This window comes from Chryseobacterium sp. AC417, from assembly GCF_979258215.1.
On sequence record NZ_OZ409845.1, the window covers coordinates 3,052,313 to 3,069,826 of the forward strand.

General features: G+C 34.5%; 14 protein-coding genes. 2 read left to right on the forward strand and 12 right to left on the reverse strand.

Annotation, left to right across the window (positions count from 1 at the left end; translation table 11 throughout):
* Positions 1 to 83: 83 nt before the first annotated feature.
* The 7 genes from ACZZ9T_RS14530 to ACZZ9T_RS14560 form a co-directional block, all read right to left on the reverse strand.
* The gene (locus ACZZ9T_RS14530; RefSeq protein WP_463442680.1) at positions 84 to 1,451 is read right to left on the reverse strand and encodes a peptidylprolyl isomerase; all 1,368 of its coding nucleotides are present in this window, start codon (positions 1,449 to 1,451) and stop codon (positions 84 to 86) included.
* A gap of 90 nt (positions 1,452 to 1,541) precedes the next feature.
* On the reverse strand, positions 1,542 to 2,462 hold the full coding sequence (locus tag ACZZ9T_RS14535; protein WP_463433397.1) for a PfkB family carbohydrate kinase: 921 nt from the start codon (positions 2,460 to 2,462) through the stop codon (positions 1,542 to 1,544).
* A 107-nt stretch (positions 2,463 to 2,569) separates the two neighbouring features.
* Positions 2,570 to 3,127, reverse strand: a complete 558-nt coding sequence (gene gldD / locus ACZZ9T_RS14540) for a gliding motility lipoprotein GldD (protein ID WP_463433399.1) — start codon at positions 3,125 to 3,127, stop codon at positions 2,570 to 2,572.
* A gap of 140 nt (positions 3,128 to 3,267) precedes the next feature.
* Complete coding sequence (mutY, locus tag ACZZ9T_RS14545; protein ID WP_463442681.1) at positions 3,268 to 4,314, reverse strand: A/G-specific adenine glycosylase; 1,047 nt, start codon at positions 4,312 to 4,314, stop codon at positions 3,268 to 3,270.
* A gap of 246 nt (positions 4,315 to 4,560) precedes the next feature.
* Complete coding sequence (locus ACZZ9T_RS14550) at positions 4,561 to 5,922, reverse strand: DUF5458 family protein (protein WP_463442682.1); 1,362 nt, start codon at positions 5,920 to 5,922, stop codon at positions 4,561 to 4,563.
* Positions 5,923 to 5,943: 21 nt separating this feature from the next.
* Positions 5,944 to 6,480 carry a type VI secretion system contractile sheath small subunit gene (locus ACZZ9T_RS14555; RefSeq protein WP_463433407.1) on the reverse strand — a complete coding sequence of 179 codons (537 nt, stop codon included), beginning with the start codon at positions 6,478 to 6,480 and terminating at the stop codon, positions 5,944 to 5,946.
* Positions 6,481 to 6,632: 152 nt separating this feature from the next.
* The gene (locus ACZZ9T_RS14560; protein WP_463442683.1) at positions 6,633 to 8,729 is read right to left on the reverse strand and encodes a M13 family metallopeptidase; all 2,097 of its coding nucleotides are present in this window, start codon (positions 8,727 to 8,729) and stop codon (positions 6,633 to 6,635) included.
* A 251-nt stretch (positions 8,730 to 8,980) separates the two neighbouring features.
* On the opposite strand from ACZZ9T_RS14560, the gene ACZZ9T_RS14565 reads away from it, so the two are divergent.
* The gene (locus tag ACZZ9T_RS14565) at positions 8,981 to 10,123 is read left to right on the forward strand and encodes an erythromycin esterase family protein (protein ID WP_463442684.1); all 1,143 of its coding nucleotides are present in this window, start codon (positions 8,981 to 8,983) and stop codon (positions 10,121 to 10,123) included.
* Positions 10,124 to 10,167: 44 nt separating this feature from the next.
* On the opposite strand, the gene ACZZ9T_RS14570 is transcribed toward ACZZ9T_RS14565, so the two are convergent.
* Positions 10,168 to 12,222 carry a M13 family metallopeptidase gene (locus ACZZ9T_RS14570; RefSeq protein WP_463442685.1) on the reverse strand — a complete coding sequence of 685 codons (2,055 nt, stop codon included), beginning with the start codon at positions 12,220 to 12,222 and terminating at the stop codon, positions 10,168 to 10,170.
* Between the two features lie 214 nt (positions 12,223 to 12,436).
* Entirely contained in the window at positions 12,437 to 13,687 is a 1,251-nt protein-coding gene (locus ACZZ9T_RS14575) for a CinA family nicotinamide mononucleotide deamidase-related protein (protein WP_463442686.1), read from the reverse strand.
* Between the two features lie 114 nt (positions 13,688 to 13,801).
* On the opposite strand from ACZZ9T_RS14575, the gene ACZZ9T_RS14580 reads away from it, so the two are divergent.
* Positions 13,802 to 14,275: a DUF7832 domain-containing protein gene (locus ACZZ9T_RS14580; protein WP_463442687.1), complete on the forward strand. Its 474-nt coding sequence runs from the start codon at positions 13,802 to 13,804 to the stop codon at positions 14,273 to 14,275.
* A gap of 41 nt (positions 14,276 to 14,316) precedes the next feature.
* On the opposite strand, the gene ACZZ9T_RS14585 is transcribed toward ACZZ9T_RS14580, so the two are convergent.
* From ACZZ9T_RS14585 to ACZZ9T_RS14595, 3 genes are all read right to left on the reverse strand, one after another.
* Complete coding sequence (locus tag ACZZ9T_RS14585) at positions 14,317 to 14,856, reverse strand: lipocalin family protein (RefSeq protein WP_463442688.1); 540 nt, start codon at positions 14,854 to 14,856, stop codon at positions 14,317 to 14,319.
* Between the two features lie 86 nt (positions 14,857 to 14,942).
* Complete coding sequence (locus tag ACZZ9T_RS14590; protein WP_463442689.1) at positions 14,943 to 15,677, reverse strand: LytR/AlgR family response regulator transcription factor; 735 nt, start codon at positions 15,675 to 15,677, stop codon at positions 14,943 to 14,945.
* Positions 15,678 to 15,747: 70 nt separating this feature from the next.
* The gene (locus ACZZ9T_RS14595) at positions 15,748 to 17,514 is read right to left on the reverse strand and encodes a tetratricopeptide repeat-containing sensor histidine kinase (protein WP_463442690.1); all 1,767 of its coding nucleotides are present in this window, start codon (positions 17,512 to 17,514) and stop codon (positions 15,748 to 15,750) included.

Consider the following 17,514-nt stretch of genomic DNA (forward strand, 5'->3'; position numbering starts at 1 on the left):
AATACTAAAAACACAGATTCTATGAGATATTCAAAAACATTTTTGCATAAAAAAACCTCCAGATTAGTCTGAAGGTTTTGATTTTATTTTTTGATGGATTCTTTTTTCCAGTTTCCTTTAAAAGCACAATCGTCATAACGACCGTCGATGGATATAAAGGTTGTTGAAAGTTTTGAATTTACAAATTTCTCAACCATCTCTGCCTGTTTTTTTCGCAGCGCCATCTGTTTGATTCTGTCGTAATCCGTTTCTAAAGTAATCTGGTGCGCAGGAATTACATCTTCGATTTTCACAATCTTTACCACTTTTCTTTTTCTGTCATCTTCATCCTCAAAAGCAGCTGTAATATCTCCTTTATTTAAACCAGCCAATTCGTAACTGATTGTTCCAGGAACACTTTCTCTTTCAATTTTATTTGAACCGTCACCACCAGGAATAACTCCTGCATTGAATTTTGTTCTTTTATCATCAGAGAATTTGAAAGAAGCATCTTTGAAAGTTATTTTTTCAGCTGTAATTAAACCTCTGATGCTGTCTAATTTCTTTTTTGCAGTTGCAATTTCTTCAGTGGTTGGTGTTGCCATCAGAAGAATATGTCTTGCATCATAAGCTTTCCCGGATTTCTTCACCAACTGAATGATGTGATATCCAAATTCAGACTCAACAGGTTCAGAAATTTCTCCTTCCTGAAGATTTAAAGCTGCTGCTTCAAACGGTTTTACCATCTGACCTTTGAATACATTTTTCATCAAACCACCATTAGGAGCAGAACCCGGATCTTCAGAATAAATTCTTGCCTGGCTTTCAAAACTTTCTCCGCCAACAATGTCCTGTTTGATTTTCTTTAATTTATTGATCAACTCATCTTTGTGAGCTTCTGTCAATTTTGGATTCATCACGATTTGAGAAAGAGATACCTCATCTTTAATTTCAGGTAGCTGAGATTTGTACAAGTTATAAAAATCTGTTACTTCATTGGGTGTAACGTCAGCTTTTTCTGTAATTCTCTGATATTTTGCCTGACCGTAATAGGTATCTGTATCGATCTTCTCGATCGCATTCTTCATCTCATATCCGGTTCTGAATTTATAAGCCGTCAACATCGACTTCTCATCGGGAAACTGAGAAAGCAACTGATTGTATTTTGCATTTGCCTGATCTTTGATTGCCGCAGAACGGTTCTCAATAAGCGTATCTTTTTTAGCTTCAAAAACAAGAAATTTGTTGTTGATCAGATTTTCCAGGAACTCACATTTGTCTGTAGTTCCGGCTCCTTGCTGCTTAGCATAATTCATCTGTTCTTCAACATCAGATTCCAGAACAATTTCATTGCCTATCACTGCTGCAATGCCGTCGATTAATTGACCCGGCTTTAGCTGAGCATTCGCATTTGTTGAAAACAACAAAGTGAAAATCCCAAAAAGAAAAGCAATTTTTAATTTATTTATCATTGTACTATTTTAAACGAGTTGCAAATTTATAATTCTTAACGAATTACACTCAATTTTTTATTATAAATATTTCTTAAAAAGCCTGATTATCTACAGTTCGATATTAAAAGTCGTCAATTCTTTGAATTGATCTAATCTTGCCAACATATCTGCTTCTGTAATTTCCTCAAGTCTCTCCGTTCCGAATTTCTCTACAGTGAATGATGCCATCGCAGAACCTACGATCAATGCAGACTTCATGGTTTCAAAATCAAACTTACCTTTTTTAGCTAAATATGCTGCAAAACCACCTGCAAAAGTATCTCCTGCACCAGTCGGATCAAAAACCTCTTCTAGCGGAAGCGCCGGAATTGCAAATATTTTACCGTCATGGAAAAGTATTGCACCATGCTCACCTTTTTTGATGATAACAAACTTTGGTCCCATAGTGTGAATCTTCTTCGCTGCTTTTACCAAAGAGTATTCTCCTGAAAGCTGTCTGGCTTCTTCATCATTGATGCTGATGACATCAGTTTTTGCAATCATATCTTTAAGAATATCCATCGCAGAATCCATCCAGAAATTCATGGTATCCAAAATAACCAATTTCGGACGCTGATTCATTTTTTCCAAAACTGATAACTGAACACCAGGATGAAGATTTCCTAAAAGTAAAATCTCGGCATCCTGCATAGATTCAGGAATCTTCGGGTCGAAATTTTCAAGAACATTAACTTCTGTTGCTAACGTATCTCTTGTATTTAAATCATTATGATATTTTCCTGACCAGAAAAATGTTTTTCCTTCTTTTACAATCTCCAACCCTTCAATGTTGATATCTCTTTTTGTAAACATATCAAGATGCTCCTGCGGGAAATCTCCTCCCACCACAGAAACAATCCCGGATTTTACTCCCATCACCGATGCAGTAATCCCGATATACGTGGCAGCTCCTCCCAAAATTTTATCTGTTTTGCCAAACGGCGTTTCTATTGCGTCGAATGCAACACTTCCTACAACTAAAAGTTTCATATGTATTTTATATTTTTTTTAAAGGTCATATGCTATTGTATCAATGTCATATGTATTTTATATTTTATTTAAATTTTGGTGATAAAACCTCAATGTATTTCTAAGTATTAATTTTTCCATTCAAAAGTATCCAGCAAATGCATTAAATCTTTTTTAATGTAATCAACTGCCGGTGCAAGAGAATCTGGTTTTGGTCTTGTATCGAAATATAAATAGGCAGTTACAAAATGTTTTGTACTGTCTGTAGCGTAAAACTGAAGATTAGATGCTGTCTGACCTTTCAGTTCATAAAAATTTCCGTAAACTTTTCTTTCGGGATACTGAAAAGATTTGGCATCAATAGAACTGGCTTTTATGGTATGCTCGTAAACCATTTTTTCAGATTCTCTCACATGATCTGCAAAATCGCCGTTTACCGGAAAATAGGTTAAAAAAACTTTAGCTTTCATTTTCGGGTACGTCATGTAATACCAACAAGGCTTTTTTGCATCAATAACTCTGGCAAAATCTGAGTATTCAAAAGTATATGAACAGTTTTTATCAAATTTCTGATATTTCGGTGTGGGATATTCTAATCTCAAATCACCGTAAGGTTTTGGCTGAGTCTCTTTCTCACAAGAAAATAAAAGCAGTGAAGCAAAAATAAAAATGACTTTTCTAATCATTTTGCAAAAATACAAATTACATTTTAGATTTTAGGGCACAAATTTCAGCATTTCAATGAGTTTTGAATCTTAGCTTAGTTTTTCTGTAAAAGATTTTATTTAACGTCTGGTGTATCATTTAGCAAATGAACAATTTATCCTTAAAGAATTCTGTAAGCTGTCTGATAACTTTGAATATAATTTTCTAAAGGTTTCGGAAAAGACCTTTCGTGAGAACGTTCAACATTGGTGATCATAAAGTCATTTTCTACAGTAAAATTTTCCCATATCTCTTCTGAATCAACCTCAACATTAAAAATTTCTATGCTCAGGTTCTTGTGAGTCAATTTATGATTAACGGTTTTGGCACTTTTAATAAAAGGGATTAATTCATCAGAAATCTCAAGTGGAAATTCAAACAGTTTTTTCCAGATGAAATCATCTTTTCTCTGCTGAATTAAAAACTCTCCGTTTCTATGAACGAAATAGTATTTTAATCCTAAATCAGTCGCTTTTACTTTTTTAGTTTTAACAGGAAATTCTGAAATTTTATTTAATGAAAAAGCCAGACAGTCATCATTCAGCGGACACTCTCCACACAAAGGATTTCTTGGTTTACAGATTTCCGAACCTAAATCCATCAGTGCCTGATTAAAATCTCCCACATTTTCCGGCATAATCAAATGTGCCAATTGTGAAAAATAACTGAAAGCTCTGGAATTTGAAACATCAAAATCATCCGCGAAAATTCTGCTTAAAACTCTGTAGAAATTACCATCCACTGCAGGCATTTTTCCATTAAAACAAATGCTTGAAACCGCTGCGGCTGTATATTTACCAATACCCTTCAACTTTAAAATTTCTTCGTAATCAGAAGGGAAAACTCCGTGGTAATCATGAATGATTTGTTGTGCAGCTTTGTGAATATTAATTGCTCTTGAATAATATCCTAATCCTTTCCAATATAATAAAACCTCGTTTTCTTCAGCATTAGCCAAAGTCTGGACATCAGGAAATCTTTTGATGAAGTTATTGTAGTGATTTAAACCCTGAGCAATTCTTGTCTGTTGGAAAACAATTTCACAAATCCAGATTTTGTAGGGGTCTTTTGTATTTCTGAAAGGTAAATCTCTTGCATTTTTATCATACCACTTCAAAAGTTTAGTTCCGATATGAAGAAAGTCTGATGTTTTGTTTTTATTTTCCAAAAAGCCGTCTTATTTTACTTTCACAAAGATAATTTATTATTTGGCGTGTTTTGAATATTTTGAATAGTGAAAATGAAATTGCAATTGAAAATGAAAGTATCTGTAAAGTATCGCTCCTACGGAGCTCAATTTATTTTGTTACTAAGTTTTTTCAAACTTTCCGCTCCTACGGAGCTGTTTTGAAATGATTTTAACATAAAAAAACCGATGCTTTACAACATCGGTTTCTGATTTATTTTAAAATGATTAATCCTGAATGTATTCAGCATCCCATTCGTTACCGTCATCTCCTTTGTGACCATCCAGTTTAATTACAAAACTTTTTGTCGGGAAGTAAGGCGTTAAACGAATGTCTAACCAAACTCTGTCTTTATTTACTTTATCCTGTTCGAAACGAACGATTTTAAATTTCTCAATCAATTTATCCGCACCTTTAATGCCATCTAAGAATGTCACAATCTGTTTTCTCAAATCGTCTTCATTCTTTGCATTCCAGTTTTCGAAGGCTCTTCTGTTTAGGAAATCTAATAAAACTTTGGTTACATAATCGAAAACGCGAACAACAGAATACGTCTGAAGGCCAATGTTATCTCCTGTAAATAAAGTTTTTGCAGAAAATGCCATGATTTTTCCATATTCATTTACCATCGGAACCAGACCCATTTTTTCTAACTGAGAAATTTCGCTTTTCTTCAATTCGAATTTCACTGCGTCAACTTCATTGATATTACCGTGCTTTTTACCTGCTGCAACCTGAGACATTAAAGTCTTATGAATTTTACCTGCCAATGAAGTTGAAGGCGGAAGTTCCACGTTTTCCTCTTCACCTACTTCTTCAGCTTTGCCACGACCAATCAACCAGTTACACGTCATGATGACATTACTTCTGTGCAATTCGCCGCCTGTGAGATTTGCCGAGTGAAATAAATCTACTACATCATCCGGTTTATCAAGATTGGCAAAATCGGTAACCATCATCACTTTGTTTTCATTACAGATTTTCGCCCACTTTTCAATTACTTTATTGGATCCCAAATATCCCGGAATCGCAAGGATTGAGTAATTATCTCTCAAATCTAAACGGTCATAATATTGTTTAAACTCTTCTGCAACAGCATCGATAAAGAGAGGATTGTCTAAATCTGAAACCTGTTCCAAAGTAGCATTCACGATGCTTACATTATCTACTTTATCTAATTCTGTATTTTTGTAAAATTGAGCAACTGTTCTGTAAGAAGTTTCCAGCTGTCGAACGGCATCAAGTGTATTTTTTAAATTTGTTTTTAAATTCTGATCTGCTGACTGTGCTTTTGCTTTGCACGTATCTGCCATTTTTTCTGCAGATTCGTTGCTGCTTAAAAGCTCAACCCAAAGATTGATTTTCTGCAACAATTCTTTTCTTTCTTCGGTTTTATTGGCATCGTTTAAGAAGATCTCTTTTCTCGCTTTTCTGGTTGGGTTCATGTTGGCAATTCCGTCTACGACAGATTCTATAAAGCCAAAACCACCGATTTTATTTAATTCTTCAACGGGATTTCCTTTTGGTTTACCGTTTTGTTGCTGTTGATTATGTTGTTGGCTTTCTGAAGCCTGTAGTTTGCTATCCATAATATTGGTGTAGGTGTTTAATTATTTTTCCAGTTCTTGTGCGACATCCTTCAACGCTTCAATAAAAGCAGCTCTTGTCTGCTCATTTTCGAGCATATTACGCAGAATTTTATTGGTTTTCAGCTGACGTACAATTTTATTGTACTGCTCCTGCTCCATGCTGAGCTGCTGAAGATAATCTGATTTCTGAACAAGAGTTTTGGGGGTAAAGTCTGCAAGATTCTGAAAACGGAATTCTTCTTCTACTACATTGCCATCTTCTGTTTCGTGCTGTACAGCAACAGAAGGCTGAAAATGCCTGAAAACATCATCCACGGTTTTTAATCCTGTAACAATTTCGGGAACATATGTTTCGTCGGTGGTAAGCTGGCTTACGATGAGCGATTTATTTTCCTGGATTTCCTGAATAGCTTCATTGGCGTCTACCTTGACTTCGTTACCGCCAACGCCATAATTAAACATTGCCATATTATTATTTTTTTGTGATTGTTGATTTTGGTTTGGATTAGCAAAATATTGACCAATCCAATGTTTAAATTTATAAAAAAACTGTAACATACAAAATTTTGCAGTGATTTTTATTCAAATAAAATAATATCATTACAGATAATAAAATACTAATTACTATTTTTTACTGTGACTAATCTATGGAAAATAAATAAAAAAACGCATCTATTGATGCGTTTTATATATTAAGGATTTGTTATATTTTACCAGATTTTAATTCTCTCACTTGGTGCCTTGTACAGCTTGTCACCAGGTTTTATATCAAAAGCTTTTATGAAAGAATCCTGATTGATCAGAGGTCCGAATGCTCTGAAATATCCCGGTGAATGCGAATCTGTTTTCACCTGATTCATCATATACTGATCCGTAGACTTGGTTCTCCACACTGTAGCCCAGCTCATAAAAAATCTCTGATCCTGATTAAATCCGCTGATTAACCCAGGATTTCCTTTGTCTTTAAGGTACATTTGAAGTGCATCGTAAGCTACAGCTACTCCGCCTAAGTCGCCAATATTTTCTCCACTTGTGAATTTACCGTTAATAAAACTTCCTTTTACGGGTTCGTAAGCATTGTATTGCGCCGCTAACTGACCCACTTTTGCGTCAAAATTCTTACGGTCCTGCTCTGTCCACCAGTTGTTCAAATTTCCGTCTCCGTCAAATCTTGAACCGCTGTCGTCGAAACCGTGAGAAATTTCATGACCGATTACCGCTCCAATACCACCAAAATTAACAGCTGCATCTGCTTTTGGATTATAAAAAGGCGGCTGAAGAATTGCGGCAGGGAAAACAATTTCGTTGTTTGAACCACTGTAATACGCATTCACAGTTTGAGGAGACATTCCCCATTCTGTTTTATCGACAGGTTTTCCTACTTTTTCAAGACTTTTCTCATATTGCCAAGCAGAAACATTCTGTAAGTTTGAGTATAAGGTTGCACCCTGAGCCGGAGCTTCTACTTTCAGCTTAGAATAATCTTTCCACTGATCCGGGTAAGCGATTTTCACAGTAAATTTAGAAAGTTTTTCCTGAGCTTTTACCTTGGTTTCAGCAGACATCCAGTCTATTTCATTAATATGGTTTTTGAATGATTTTAACAGGTAACCAATATAGATTTCCATTTGCTGTTTAGATTCAGGCGTGAAGTATTCATCTACATATAGTTTTCCGAAAGCTTCACCCAAAACACCATTCACTAAAGCCAAACCTCGCTTATCCATCGCACGTTGTTCTTTTTGACCCTGAAGATATTTAGAATAGAAATCGAAACGGATATTGTCTAAACTTTCGCCCAAATTACTAGCGTTGCCATTTATTACATGATATTTAAGGTAATCTTTCAGCAACGGAAGGTTTTTCTGATTGATAAACTGATCCATATTCTGGTAATATTTCAGCTCACCAACAATCACTTTATCGGTATTTACACCTGCATCTTTAAGATATTTTGCAAGGTTTACATTTTTCACCAAGCCGGATAATTCAGAAACATTTTTAGGATTATATCTTAAATTGGCATCTCTGTTTTGCTCTAAAGTCAGTAGATAATTTGCCAGTTGTTTTTCGAAATCAACAACATTCTTCGCTGAATTATCTGCATTTTTATAGCCTAAAACTCCAAACAATTGGGCAACATATTTTTGGTATTCCGATAAAGTTTTGGTGTTTGCTTCGTTCACTTTTTGGTAATAATCTCTTCCCAAACCAAGATCCGGACCGCCAAGATAAACGGCATTCATGTTAGAATTTTTCATATCGGCACCGACTCTCCAACCGTAGAAAGAGTTATCGCCCAATTTTGTGGCTTCCAAAAGATATTTTTGCAGATCATTTACATTTTTGATTGCGTCGATTTTTGCTAAATCGGATTTAATCGGCTTTATACCATCAGCATTTCTTTTACTGACATCCATAAAAGAAGCATACAGATTCTGGATCTTCTGACCTTCAGAACCATCTGTATATTTTTCGGTTAAAATCTTATTTAAAATACTTAAAGAAGCATCATCTACATTTTCTCTCAATGCATTAAAAGATCCCCAACTCGCTTTATCAGATGGAATCTGAGTGGTTTTCACCCAATTTCCGTTGACATAATTAAAGAAATCATCTTGTGGACGAACAGTGGTGTCCATATATGAAAGGTTGATTCCTTCTTCTTTTATTTCTTCCTTCACAGGTTCGGTAGTTGTTGTTACAGTTGTTTCCACTTTAGGAGTTTCCACAGTTTTTCTTGTTCCGCAAGAGTTTAGAAATACAATACCTGAGAATGCAAGTGCTGCAATATTTAGTTTTTTCATTGAATTAATTTTGAATTGTAATCAGTTTGATCAAATATAAGAAATTATGTTAAATGAGTTTTCTTGATTATTTAATATTGCTCAATAATAATTGCTATTTTTATATGTAACTAAAAATTATAGCCTTTTCAAAGATGAATATCACCGTACCAGCAAAATCAATTCTATTGATCTTCATTTTATCCTTTCAATATACTTATTCACAGTCTTATAGCGAGAATTCAATGATTAGTAAAGATGAAAAAGATTATTTGAAAAAATTCGTTTATCCTTTACAGTCTTATGAACCTGAAGTAGGTTTTAAGGAAGATTCATTAGTTTTTAATCGATTTTTCTCTACTTCCAGAATTGTAGGATTGGGTGAGGCATCGCATGGTTCAAGCGAAATTTTTAAAATAAAAGATAAACTTACCCGATATATTTTACAGAAAAATAATGGCGGAGTTTTCTCAATTGAAGCAGCAATGCCGGAATCTTTCCTGATGAATGAGTACATAATCAAAGAAAACAGAACCGGAAAAGACTATTTAATGAATATCAAATCGTGGATTTATCAGACAGAGGAAATTCTGCGTATGGTAGAATGGATGAAGGGGTACAACGATAGAAATAATCAAAAAATACAGTTCACAGGATTTGACATGATGAGTTACACAGGATCTGTAGTTCAGCTTAAAATACTCATGGACAAATATCAAATTCCAACCAATAATTTAATGGGTTTGACCCAGAATATCTACAATTTCAGCCAATTAAAACTTAATCAAATTTCAGAAAAGAAGCGTATAAAAAATGAGGTTTTAGTAGACTTAAATAAAATAAAAGACTTCTCTCCATCGATTTCTGATCCGGAAGATAATTTATGGTTTCTACAATATATAACTCTTTTGGACCAATATATTAACAAAACCTACTCAGACAGAAATCTTTTTATGGCCAAAAATATTTTCTGGCTCAAAAATAAATACCCTGATTTGGCTTTTGTATTGTGGGCACACAATGAACATTTAAAGAAAACGGAAGATGAGACAGGAAGATTTTTAAAGGAAAAATTTAATGATGATTACGTTGCCTGCGGAACATTTTTTTATGAAGGTTCTCATTCGGTATTCGATCTGGATGATGAAAAAATAAAACCCGTTTATCTGAAAAAAAATCCTGATAAATCATTTGAAGAACTGCTCAACACGTTTAATATTCCCATATTCATTTTAGACCTCAAAACGATCAAGAAAGAAAACAACAAGCTTGGAAAGGTTATTTTAAATAAAATTAATTATCGAACGATAGGCTCGGCGCAGAGTAAAAATGATTTCAAATCGGGAAATATTTCTCAAGATTTTGATTATATCATCTTTATCAAAAAATCTACAGCATCTATGGGTATTAAATAAAAAAAACCGCTCATTTCTGAACGGTTTCGATATTTTTTTACTGATTACCAGATTTTAATTCTGTCTTCCGGTTTTTTGTATAATTTGTCACCAGGTTTTACGTCAAAAGCTTTGTAGAAAGCATCAACATTAGTAAGTGGGCCAAAACTTCTGAAATATCCAGGAGAGTGAGGATCTGTTTTCACTTGGTTTACCATATATTTCTCACTTGATAAAGTTCTCCAAACTGTTGCCCAGCTTAAGAAGAATCTCTGATCTTGTGTGTAACCACTGATAACACCAGGATTTCCTTTATCTTTTAAATACATTTGCAATGCATCGTAAGCAATATTTACACCACCTAAATCTGCAATGTTTTCACCGTTTGTGAAAGTACCGTTAACGAAGGTTCCTTTTACAGGCTCGTACTTATCATATTGAGCAGCAAGAGCTTTAGTTGCTTTTTCAAAGTTAGCTTTATCTTCAGGAGTCCACCAGTCTACCAAGTTTCCTTCTGCGTCAAACTGAGCACCAGAATCGTCAAATCCGTGGCTGATCTCATGACCGATAACTGCACCAATTCCACCAAAATTCACCGCAGCATCAGCTTTAGGATTAAAGAAAGGAGGCTGAAGAATCGCAGCAGGGAAAACGATCTCGTTGTATACCGGATTGTAATATGCATTGACAGTCTGCGGAGTCATTCCCCATTCTGTTTTATCAACCGGTTTTCCGATTTTTGCCAAATCTTTATTGTACTGCCATTCTGCAATATTCTGAAGATTTGAGTATAGATTTCCACCTTTAGATTCCGGGGTGATATTTAATTTAGAATAATCTTTCCAAGTGTCCGGATAAGCAACTTTTACTGTAAATTTATTCAGCTTGGTCATTGCTTTTTCTTTCGTTGTTGAAGACATCCACGTCAATCCGTTGATATGAACTGCGAAACTTTTCTTTAAGTAATCGATCAATTCAACCATTTGAGCTTTTGCTTCTGCCGGGAAATATTTTTCAACATATAATTTACCGAAAGCTTCACCCAAAGAACCGTTGATCAACTCATACCCTCTTTTGTTTAAAGCTCTCTGCTCCTGCTGACCTCTCAAATATTTACCATAAAAAGCAAATTTTGTATCTCCTAATTTTTCGCTTAAATATGAAGCTCCACCGTTGATCATGTGAAATTTCAGATAATCTTTAATTACCGGAAGATTTTTTTCATTCACCAACTGATCGAAATTTTTGTAGTAACCCAGCTCACCGATAATCACTCTGTCAGTATTTACTCCCGCTTTTTTAAGATAAGCCGGAAGATCTACGTTTTTCACCAATGTCTTCAGCTCAGCGATTGTTTTCGGATTATACTGAAGTGTGTTATCACGACTTTGCTCATTAGTAAGTAAATTCTTAGCAATGCTTCTCTCGTAATCTAACACTCCTTTTGCAGCTGCGTCTGCATTCTTGTACCCTAATTCTTTCAACATAGAAGCAATATACTTTTGGTATTCTGCAAGAGCCTCTGTATTTTTTACATCTACTTTTTGGTAGTAATCTCTCCCCATTCCCAATGCAGCGTCACCAAGATAAACTGCATTCATATTAGAATCTTTCAGATCTGAGTAAACTCCCCAACTGTAAAATGTATTGTCGCCGTCTTTAGTAACAGAAGCTAAATAATTCTGTAAATCTGTAAGATTTTTGATCGCATCGATTTTATTGATGTTTGCCTGAATAGGTTTGATTCCGTCTGCATTTCTTTTCTCCATATTCATATACGTCGCATACAAATCCTGAATTTTTTTACCTTCACTTCCGTCTGCAAATTTATCTTTCAGAAGAGAGTTTAAAATCGTCATAGAATTGTTGTCTGTATCATCTGCCAATTTGTTGAAACTTCCCCAAGTTGGTTTGTCAGAAGGGATTTTAGCGGTTTTCATCCAGGTTCCGCTCACATAATTATAGAAATCATCTTGTGGACGAAGCGATTTATCCATCAGGCTGATGTCTAAACCTAGATCTGTTGCAGTAGCTGTTTTAGTTGATTTTGTCTGTGCACTTAAGGTATTTTGTGAACAAACTCCAGCTAATAAAAACAAAGAAAGGGTTAATTTTTTCATATAGAAACTTTTTATTTTTTTAGAGATTACATTTGATCGCCTAATCTTCACTCTTTTTCTTCAGTAGAAAATATGGCGACTTCATTATAACTATTTATACAATAAGTATAATTAATTTAAAAATTGTTACGCTAAAGTTAATTTATTTTACGAATTGAGTTTTGATAGAATTTTCACCACGAAAGAATATAGTATTAATTGTATGCTGAACTTTTTATTTACGAATTAAAATCCCGACCAAATCCTGAATAATTTTCTGCGAAACAAAATAAATAAAATCTTTTCTTTCTAAATGAGGAAGATGCAGTTTGAACGTTTCAGATTCATCCTTCACTTTTATCGTGTAATAAACCAAACCTACATCTTTGGCATCCTCCCCTTTTCCAGGACCTGCAACTCCTGTTGTGGATAAAGAAATATCAGTGTTAAATAAATTCTGGCAACCTTCTGCCATTTCTCCTGAAACCTCTTCGCTCACAACCGTAAATCTTTCTATTGTATTTTCAGATACATTCAGAATATCAATTTTCTTCTGAGTTTCGTAGGGAATAATTCCGCCGACAAAATATTTTGAACTTCCCGGATTTGAGGTCAACAATTGAGACAATCCTCCTCCTGTACAGCTTTCTGCAGTAGAAATTGTTAATCCTTTTTCGATTAAAATTTCACCTAATATTTTTTCAATTTTATCTTCTGTGGTGGCAATAATATGTTCACCAATGATGGGAAATAACTTTTGAATCTCATTTTCCATCTGAATCTGCAAAACTTGATCATCTGTACCTGTTGCGGTAAGTCTCAACTTCACTCTTGTTCCTACCGGAAGATAAGACAAAGCAAGATTTTCCGGCAAAGCGAGTTCCCAATCTTCAATCTGGTCAGCCAGAATACTTTCGGGAATTCCCACCACGGAAACAATTCTTGTAGAAATATAATTGAGATTAAATTTATCTTTTAAATAAGGAATGATTTGATTTTTAATCAAAGGTTTTACTTCATAAGGAACGCCTGGTAAACTGAAAGACAATTTTCCGTCCTGCTCCATCATCATACACGGTGCGGTACCGTAATGGTTCTGAAAAACAGTTGATTTTGTGGGTACAAAAGCTTGTTCACGGTTTCTTTCTAAAATTTCTATGCGCCCGCGTCTTTGCATATAAGCTTTAAGATGTTCAAAAGTAGCTTCATCCAGAGCAATTTCATCATTAAAATATTCGGCTAAAGCTTTTTTGGTTTTATCATCTCTTGTTGGTCCCAAACCTCCTGTGGTAATGACTATATTTCCAATTTCGAAAGCAGATTTCAACGTATTTTTAATAATTTCAATTTCATCTGAGATCGTGAAAATCTGTACGACCTTAATTCCGATATTTTTGAGTTCGGTGGCAATAAAATTTGAATTGGTGTCTACGGTATTTCCGGAAAGAATTTCGTCGCCAATGGTGATAAGAACTGCGTTTTGCATACGTTTAATTTTGAATAAAAATTCAATACAAATGACGTGAAAATCTCTGTAGTGTACAAAAGAAAATGATTTTTTATACCTTTGATTGGTAATGTCTACCACTATAATAAAGATATGACTAAATATGATGATGCTTCGTGGCATTATGGCGGAGATTTTCCCCAAGAACTTCCGAAAAAAAACAGTGCAACCCACACCGGAATGTTTCTCAACTGGTGCATTAATAACAATTTACATTCTGAAGAACTGAAAAATGACTGCGAAAATGAAATCGAAAGTTTAAAAAAACGTGAAATCACCGGTGCAGACTTTGTCATTGACGCTTTAGAGGGAAAATTTTCTGAATATGATCTGAATGATTTAGGAAATAGTTTTGCCAAAGATTATTATGCAGATGAAACAGATTTTGGTAATAAATACAGTTCATTCGCAACAGATTACATCAATATTTTTGACAGTGTAGCTGAAGAAAACGATTTTGAATATGAAACTTTTTATCATATCGAAGACACTTATGCAAACTATGATATGATGCAACAGGTTATTGACCACCGCTTTAAGGAATGGAAGGAATATAAAGGTATCTAAATAAAAAGGCAAAATTCACTTGTGAATTTTGCCTTTCTTTTTTAATTATGCTTTACCCAAATTAGTTCATTGGTATTAAAACCTAATTTTTGTGCTTTTGCTAAAAATCTTTCTCTGATGCTATTGGGAACTTCTTTGTTTCGGGATAAAATCCACATGTATTTTGTGCTGTTTCCTACAACCAGAGCATTTTGATAATCATCATCAATATCAATCACATTATAACCAGCCCAAATCGGTTTGAAAAATGAAACTTTCAATCTCGCTTCAGATTGATCATTAACGAATCTTGCTTCACCGATTGATTCTTTCCATTCTTTTTTAACGTAATTATAGCCTCTGTTCTGAACTCTGATTGATCCATCAGGATTTAAAGAATAATTGGCTGTCACATTATCCAGGTTTTTTTCAAATTTGAAATCAAAACGGGCAATTTCGTACCATTTTCCGAGATATTTATCTGAATTAAAATTTTTAACAGCCGTTGCTCCTTTCGGAATTCCTACCGAACATGAATTGACAATTAATAATCCGACAATACCTAAAGAAACTGCAGCAGCTATTTTCTGAAAAGTTTTCATAATGCTTTATTTGTATTTGGAAATTCAAAAATGATGCCTTACCTGGCTTTTGGCGAATTATAAAAAGCTACAAACGACTAAACCAACTATGAAAAAACTTTCAAAAACTGCTCTTTAAAACTGCCGGAAACTTCTATTTCAGTGTTATCAGACAACGTTGCCGTTCCGCTTTTGTGGTAAGATTTTACAAAATTGGTATTGATGATATGCGAACGGTGAACTCTCACAAAAGGATTTTCAAGCAAATCATCAAAATGTTTTAAGAATCTGCAAACCATTTTTTTTGAATGATCGGTAAGATAAACCTGTGTGAAATTTCCGTCTGCCTGAAGTCTTACAATATCTTCGGTCTTTACCACATCAAAACCCTGCAAAGTCGGAAGAATCAACTGTTGTTTTTCTGGTTTTAATTTTAAATTTTCAAGAAGAATTTTGTTACGATTAAGCTCTTCATTCTTTTCTAAACTTTCTGCCACTTTATTGACCGCCAAAATTAACTCCTGAATATCAATCGGTTTGAGAATATAATAACTCGCAGATTTGTTTAAAGCCTGAAGAGAATATTGCGAAAATGCCGTGATAAAAATTGTTTCGTAAGAAAATTCTTTAGTAGCTTCCAGCACATCAAAAGCGTTCCCGAAAGGCATTTCAACATCCAAAAAAACCAACTGTGGCTGCACTTCTGCAATCAACGGAACGGCATCTTTGATATTTTCTGCCTCTCCTAAAATCTCAATTTGCGGACAGTATTTTGTGAGATAATTTCTTAAAACTTCTCTTGCAATTTTTTCGTCATCTACGATTACAGATTTTATTTTCATGAGTGTCAGGAATTAAGTTTTAATTTGCCGGAGTTAGTTTACAGTCAATCATAAGAGATCTCAACATCATTTATAACTTGTATTTAATCTCAACCAAAACACCATTTTCAGAATCTTTTACAGCACAAACAATATCTTTTTTGTACAAATCGTTGAGCAATCTGATTCTTTCCAAAGTATTCTTCATTCCACGGCCTTCACGGTTTTTCTGGTGAGTTGTTTTCTGTTTTTTACTTTCTTCAATACCAATTCCGTTGTCTTGTATGGTGATTTTTAAATACTGGTTTTCGTTTGTGAAATTAAGTTTCAAAAATCCTTTTTCTGTTCTGTAACGCAATCCGTGCCAGATTGCATTTTCTAAAAAAGGCTGAATCATCATTCCCGGAATCTGAAGATTTTGTTGGTTTATATTTTCATCAACCACAATTTCGTAATCAAATTTATCTGTAAAACGAGTTTTTTCCAAAGCCAGATAATTCTGAAGCAAATCGAGTTCCTGGTGAAACGGGATAAAGTCTTCAGCAGAATTTTCCATCACGCCACGCATCAGTTTAGAGAATTTTGTAAGATATTGATTGGCTTCCAGCTCATTATTGGTAGCGATAAACTGATTGACAGAATTTAAACTGTTAAAAATAAAATGAGGATTCATCTCACGTCTCAATGACTGTAAAGCAATTTTTTTATTTTTGATCTGAACTTTTTTCAACGTTCTGAAAATGAAAAATATTAAAACAGATAAAATCGCCAGTGCTGCAATCAGGCTGTAATTGAAGATATTTTTCTTACGGATCAGCTCATCTTTCAGCTGTTTTTCTTTTTCAAGCTGAGAAATGCGCTGTTCGGTATCTTCCAGAATTTTATTATCAACCAGGCTTCGGTCTTTGGAAACCAAATCGGGCAACTGTCCCAGGAAGTCACGATACAACTGTACAGAAGCATCTGTATTTTGTGAAATTGAATACAGACTATCGAGTTTTTTGACGCTTTTTTGCGCTTCCAGAGTGTGCCCTTTATTTAAAGCAATATCATAAGCATTTCTGAGTAAGATCATTGCTTCCTTCGGATCATTTTTCTTAATATAAATCTCAGCAAGTTCCTGAATTTGCTCTACTTTTTTCTGCGAATTATCATTTACAAAGTCTTCTTTTAATACTTCTTTTTTGGCTTTAATAGCTTTATCAAAATTCTTATTTTCTACATAAAAATCTGTCAGTTTCTGGTTGATTGCCAACGCCTGTTGGGGTTCAATATCTTTCGAAATTTTGTAAGCATTATTGAAGTTTTCTTCGGCTTTAGGAATATTTTTTTGTTCTGCATTCACTTCTGCCATCTGGCTGTAACTGGCTGCAAGATTTTCTTTATTATTTTCTTTCTCACTGAGCTGAATATTGTTTTGAATGGCTTCAGCTCTGTCTTCTGCAACCGGTGATGAAAGTCGGGAAGCATCATTGGCATTTAAGACCTTTTTAGATCTTGAATATCCGATATTTGAAGCACTCTCGTAGTTTTTTACAGCTGATTTTAGTTTGTTCTGATTTTCCTGTGACTGAGCGAGTTTGCGGGTAACTTTTTCAAGGTTTTGCTTATCATTCAGCTTTTCATAAATGGTTTTAGACTTAATAAAATACTCTTCGCTTTTAGAGAAATTTCCGTTGTTGTAAAAAGTTTCTCCGATGTTGTAATAAGAATTGGCTTCGGCAGATTCATCTTTGGTATCGACTGCTTTTTTGAGTTTGGCCGTTTCTGCAACAACTTCCTGCGTAGTTCTGTTCTGTGAATACAAACTACTCACAGAAATCATCAAAATCAACACAAAAATCCGGATCCAATTCAT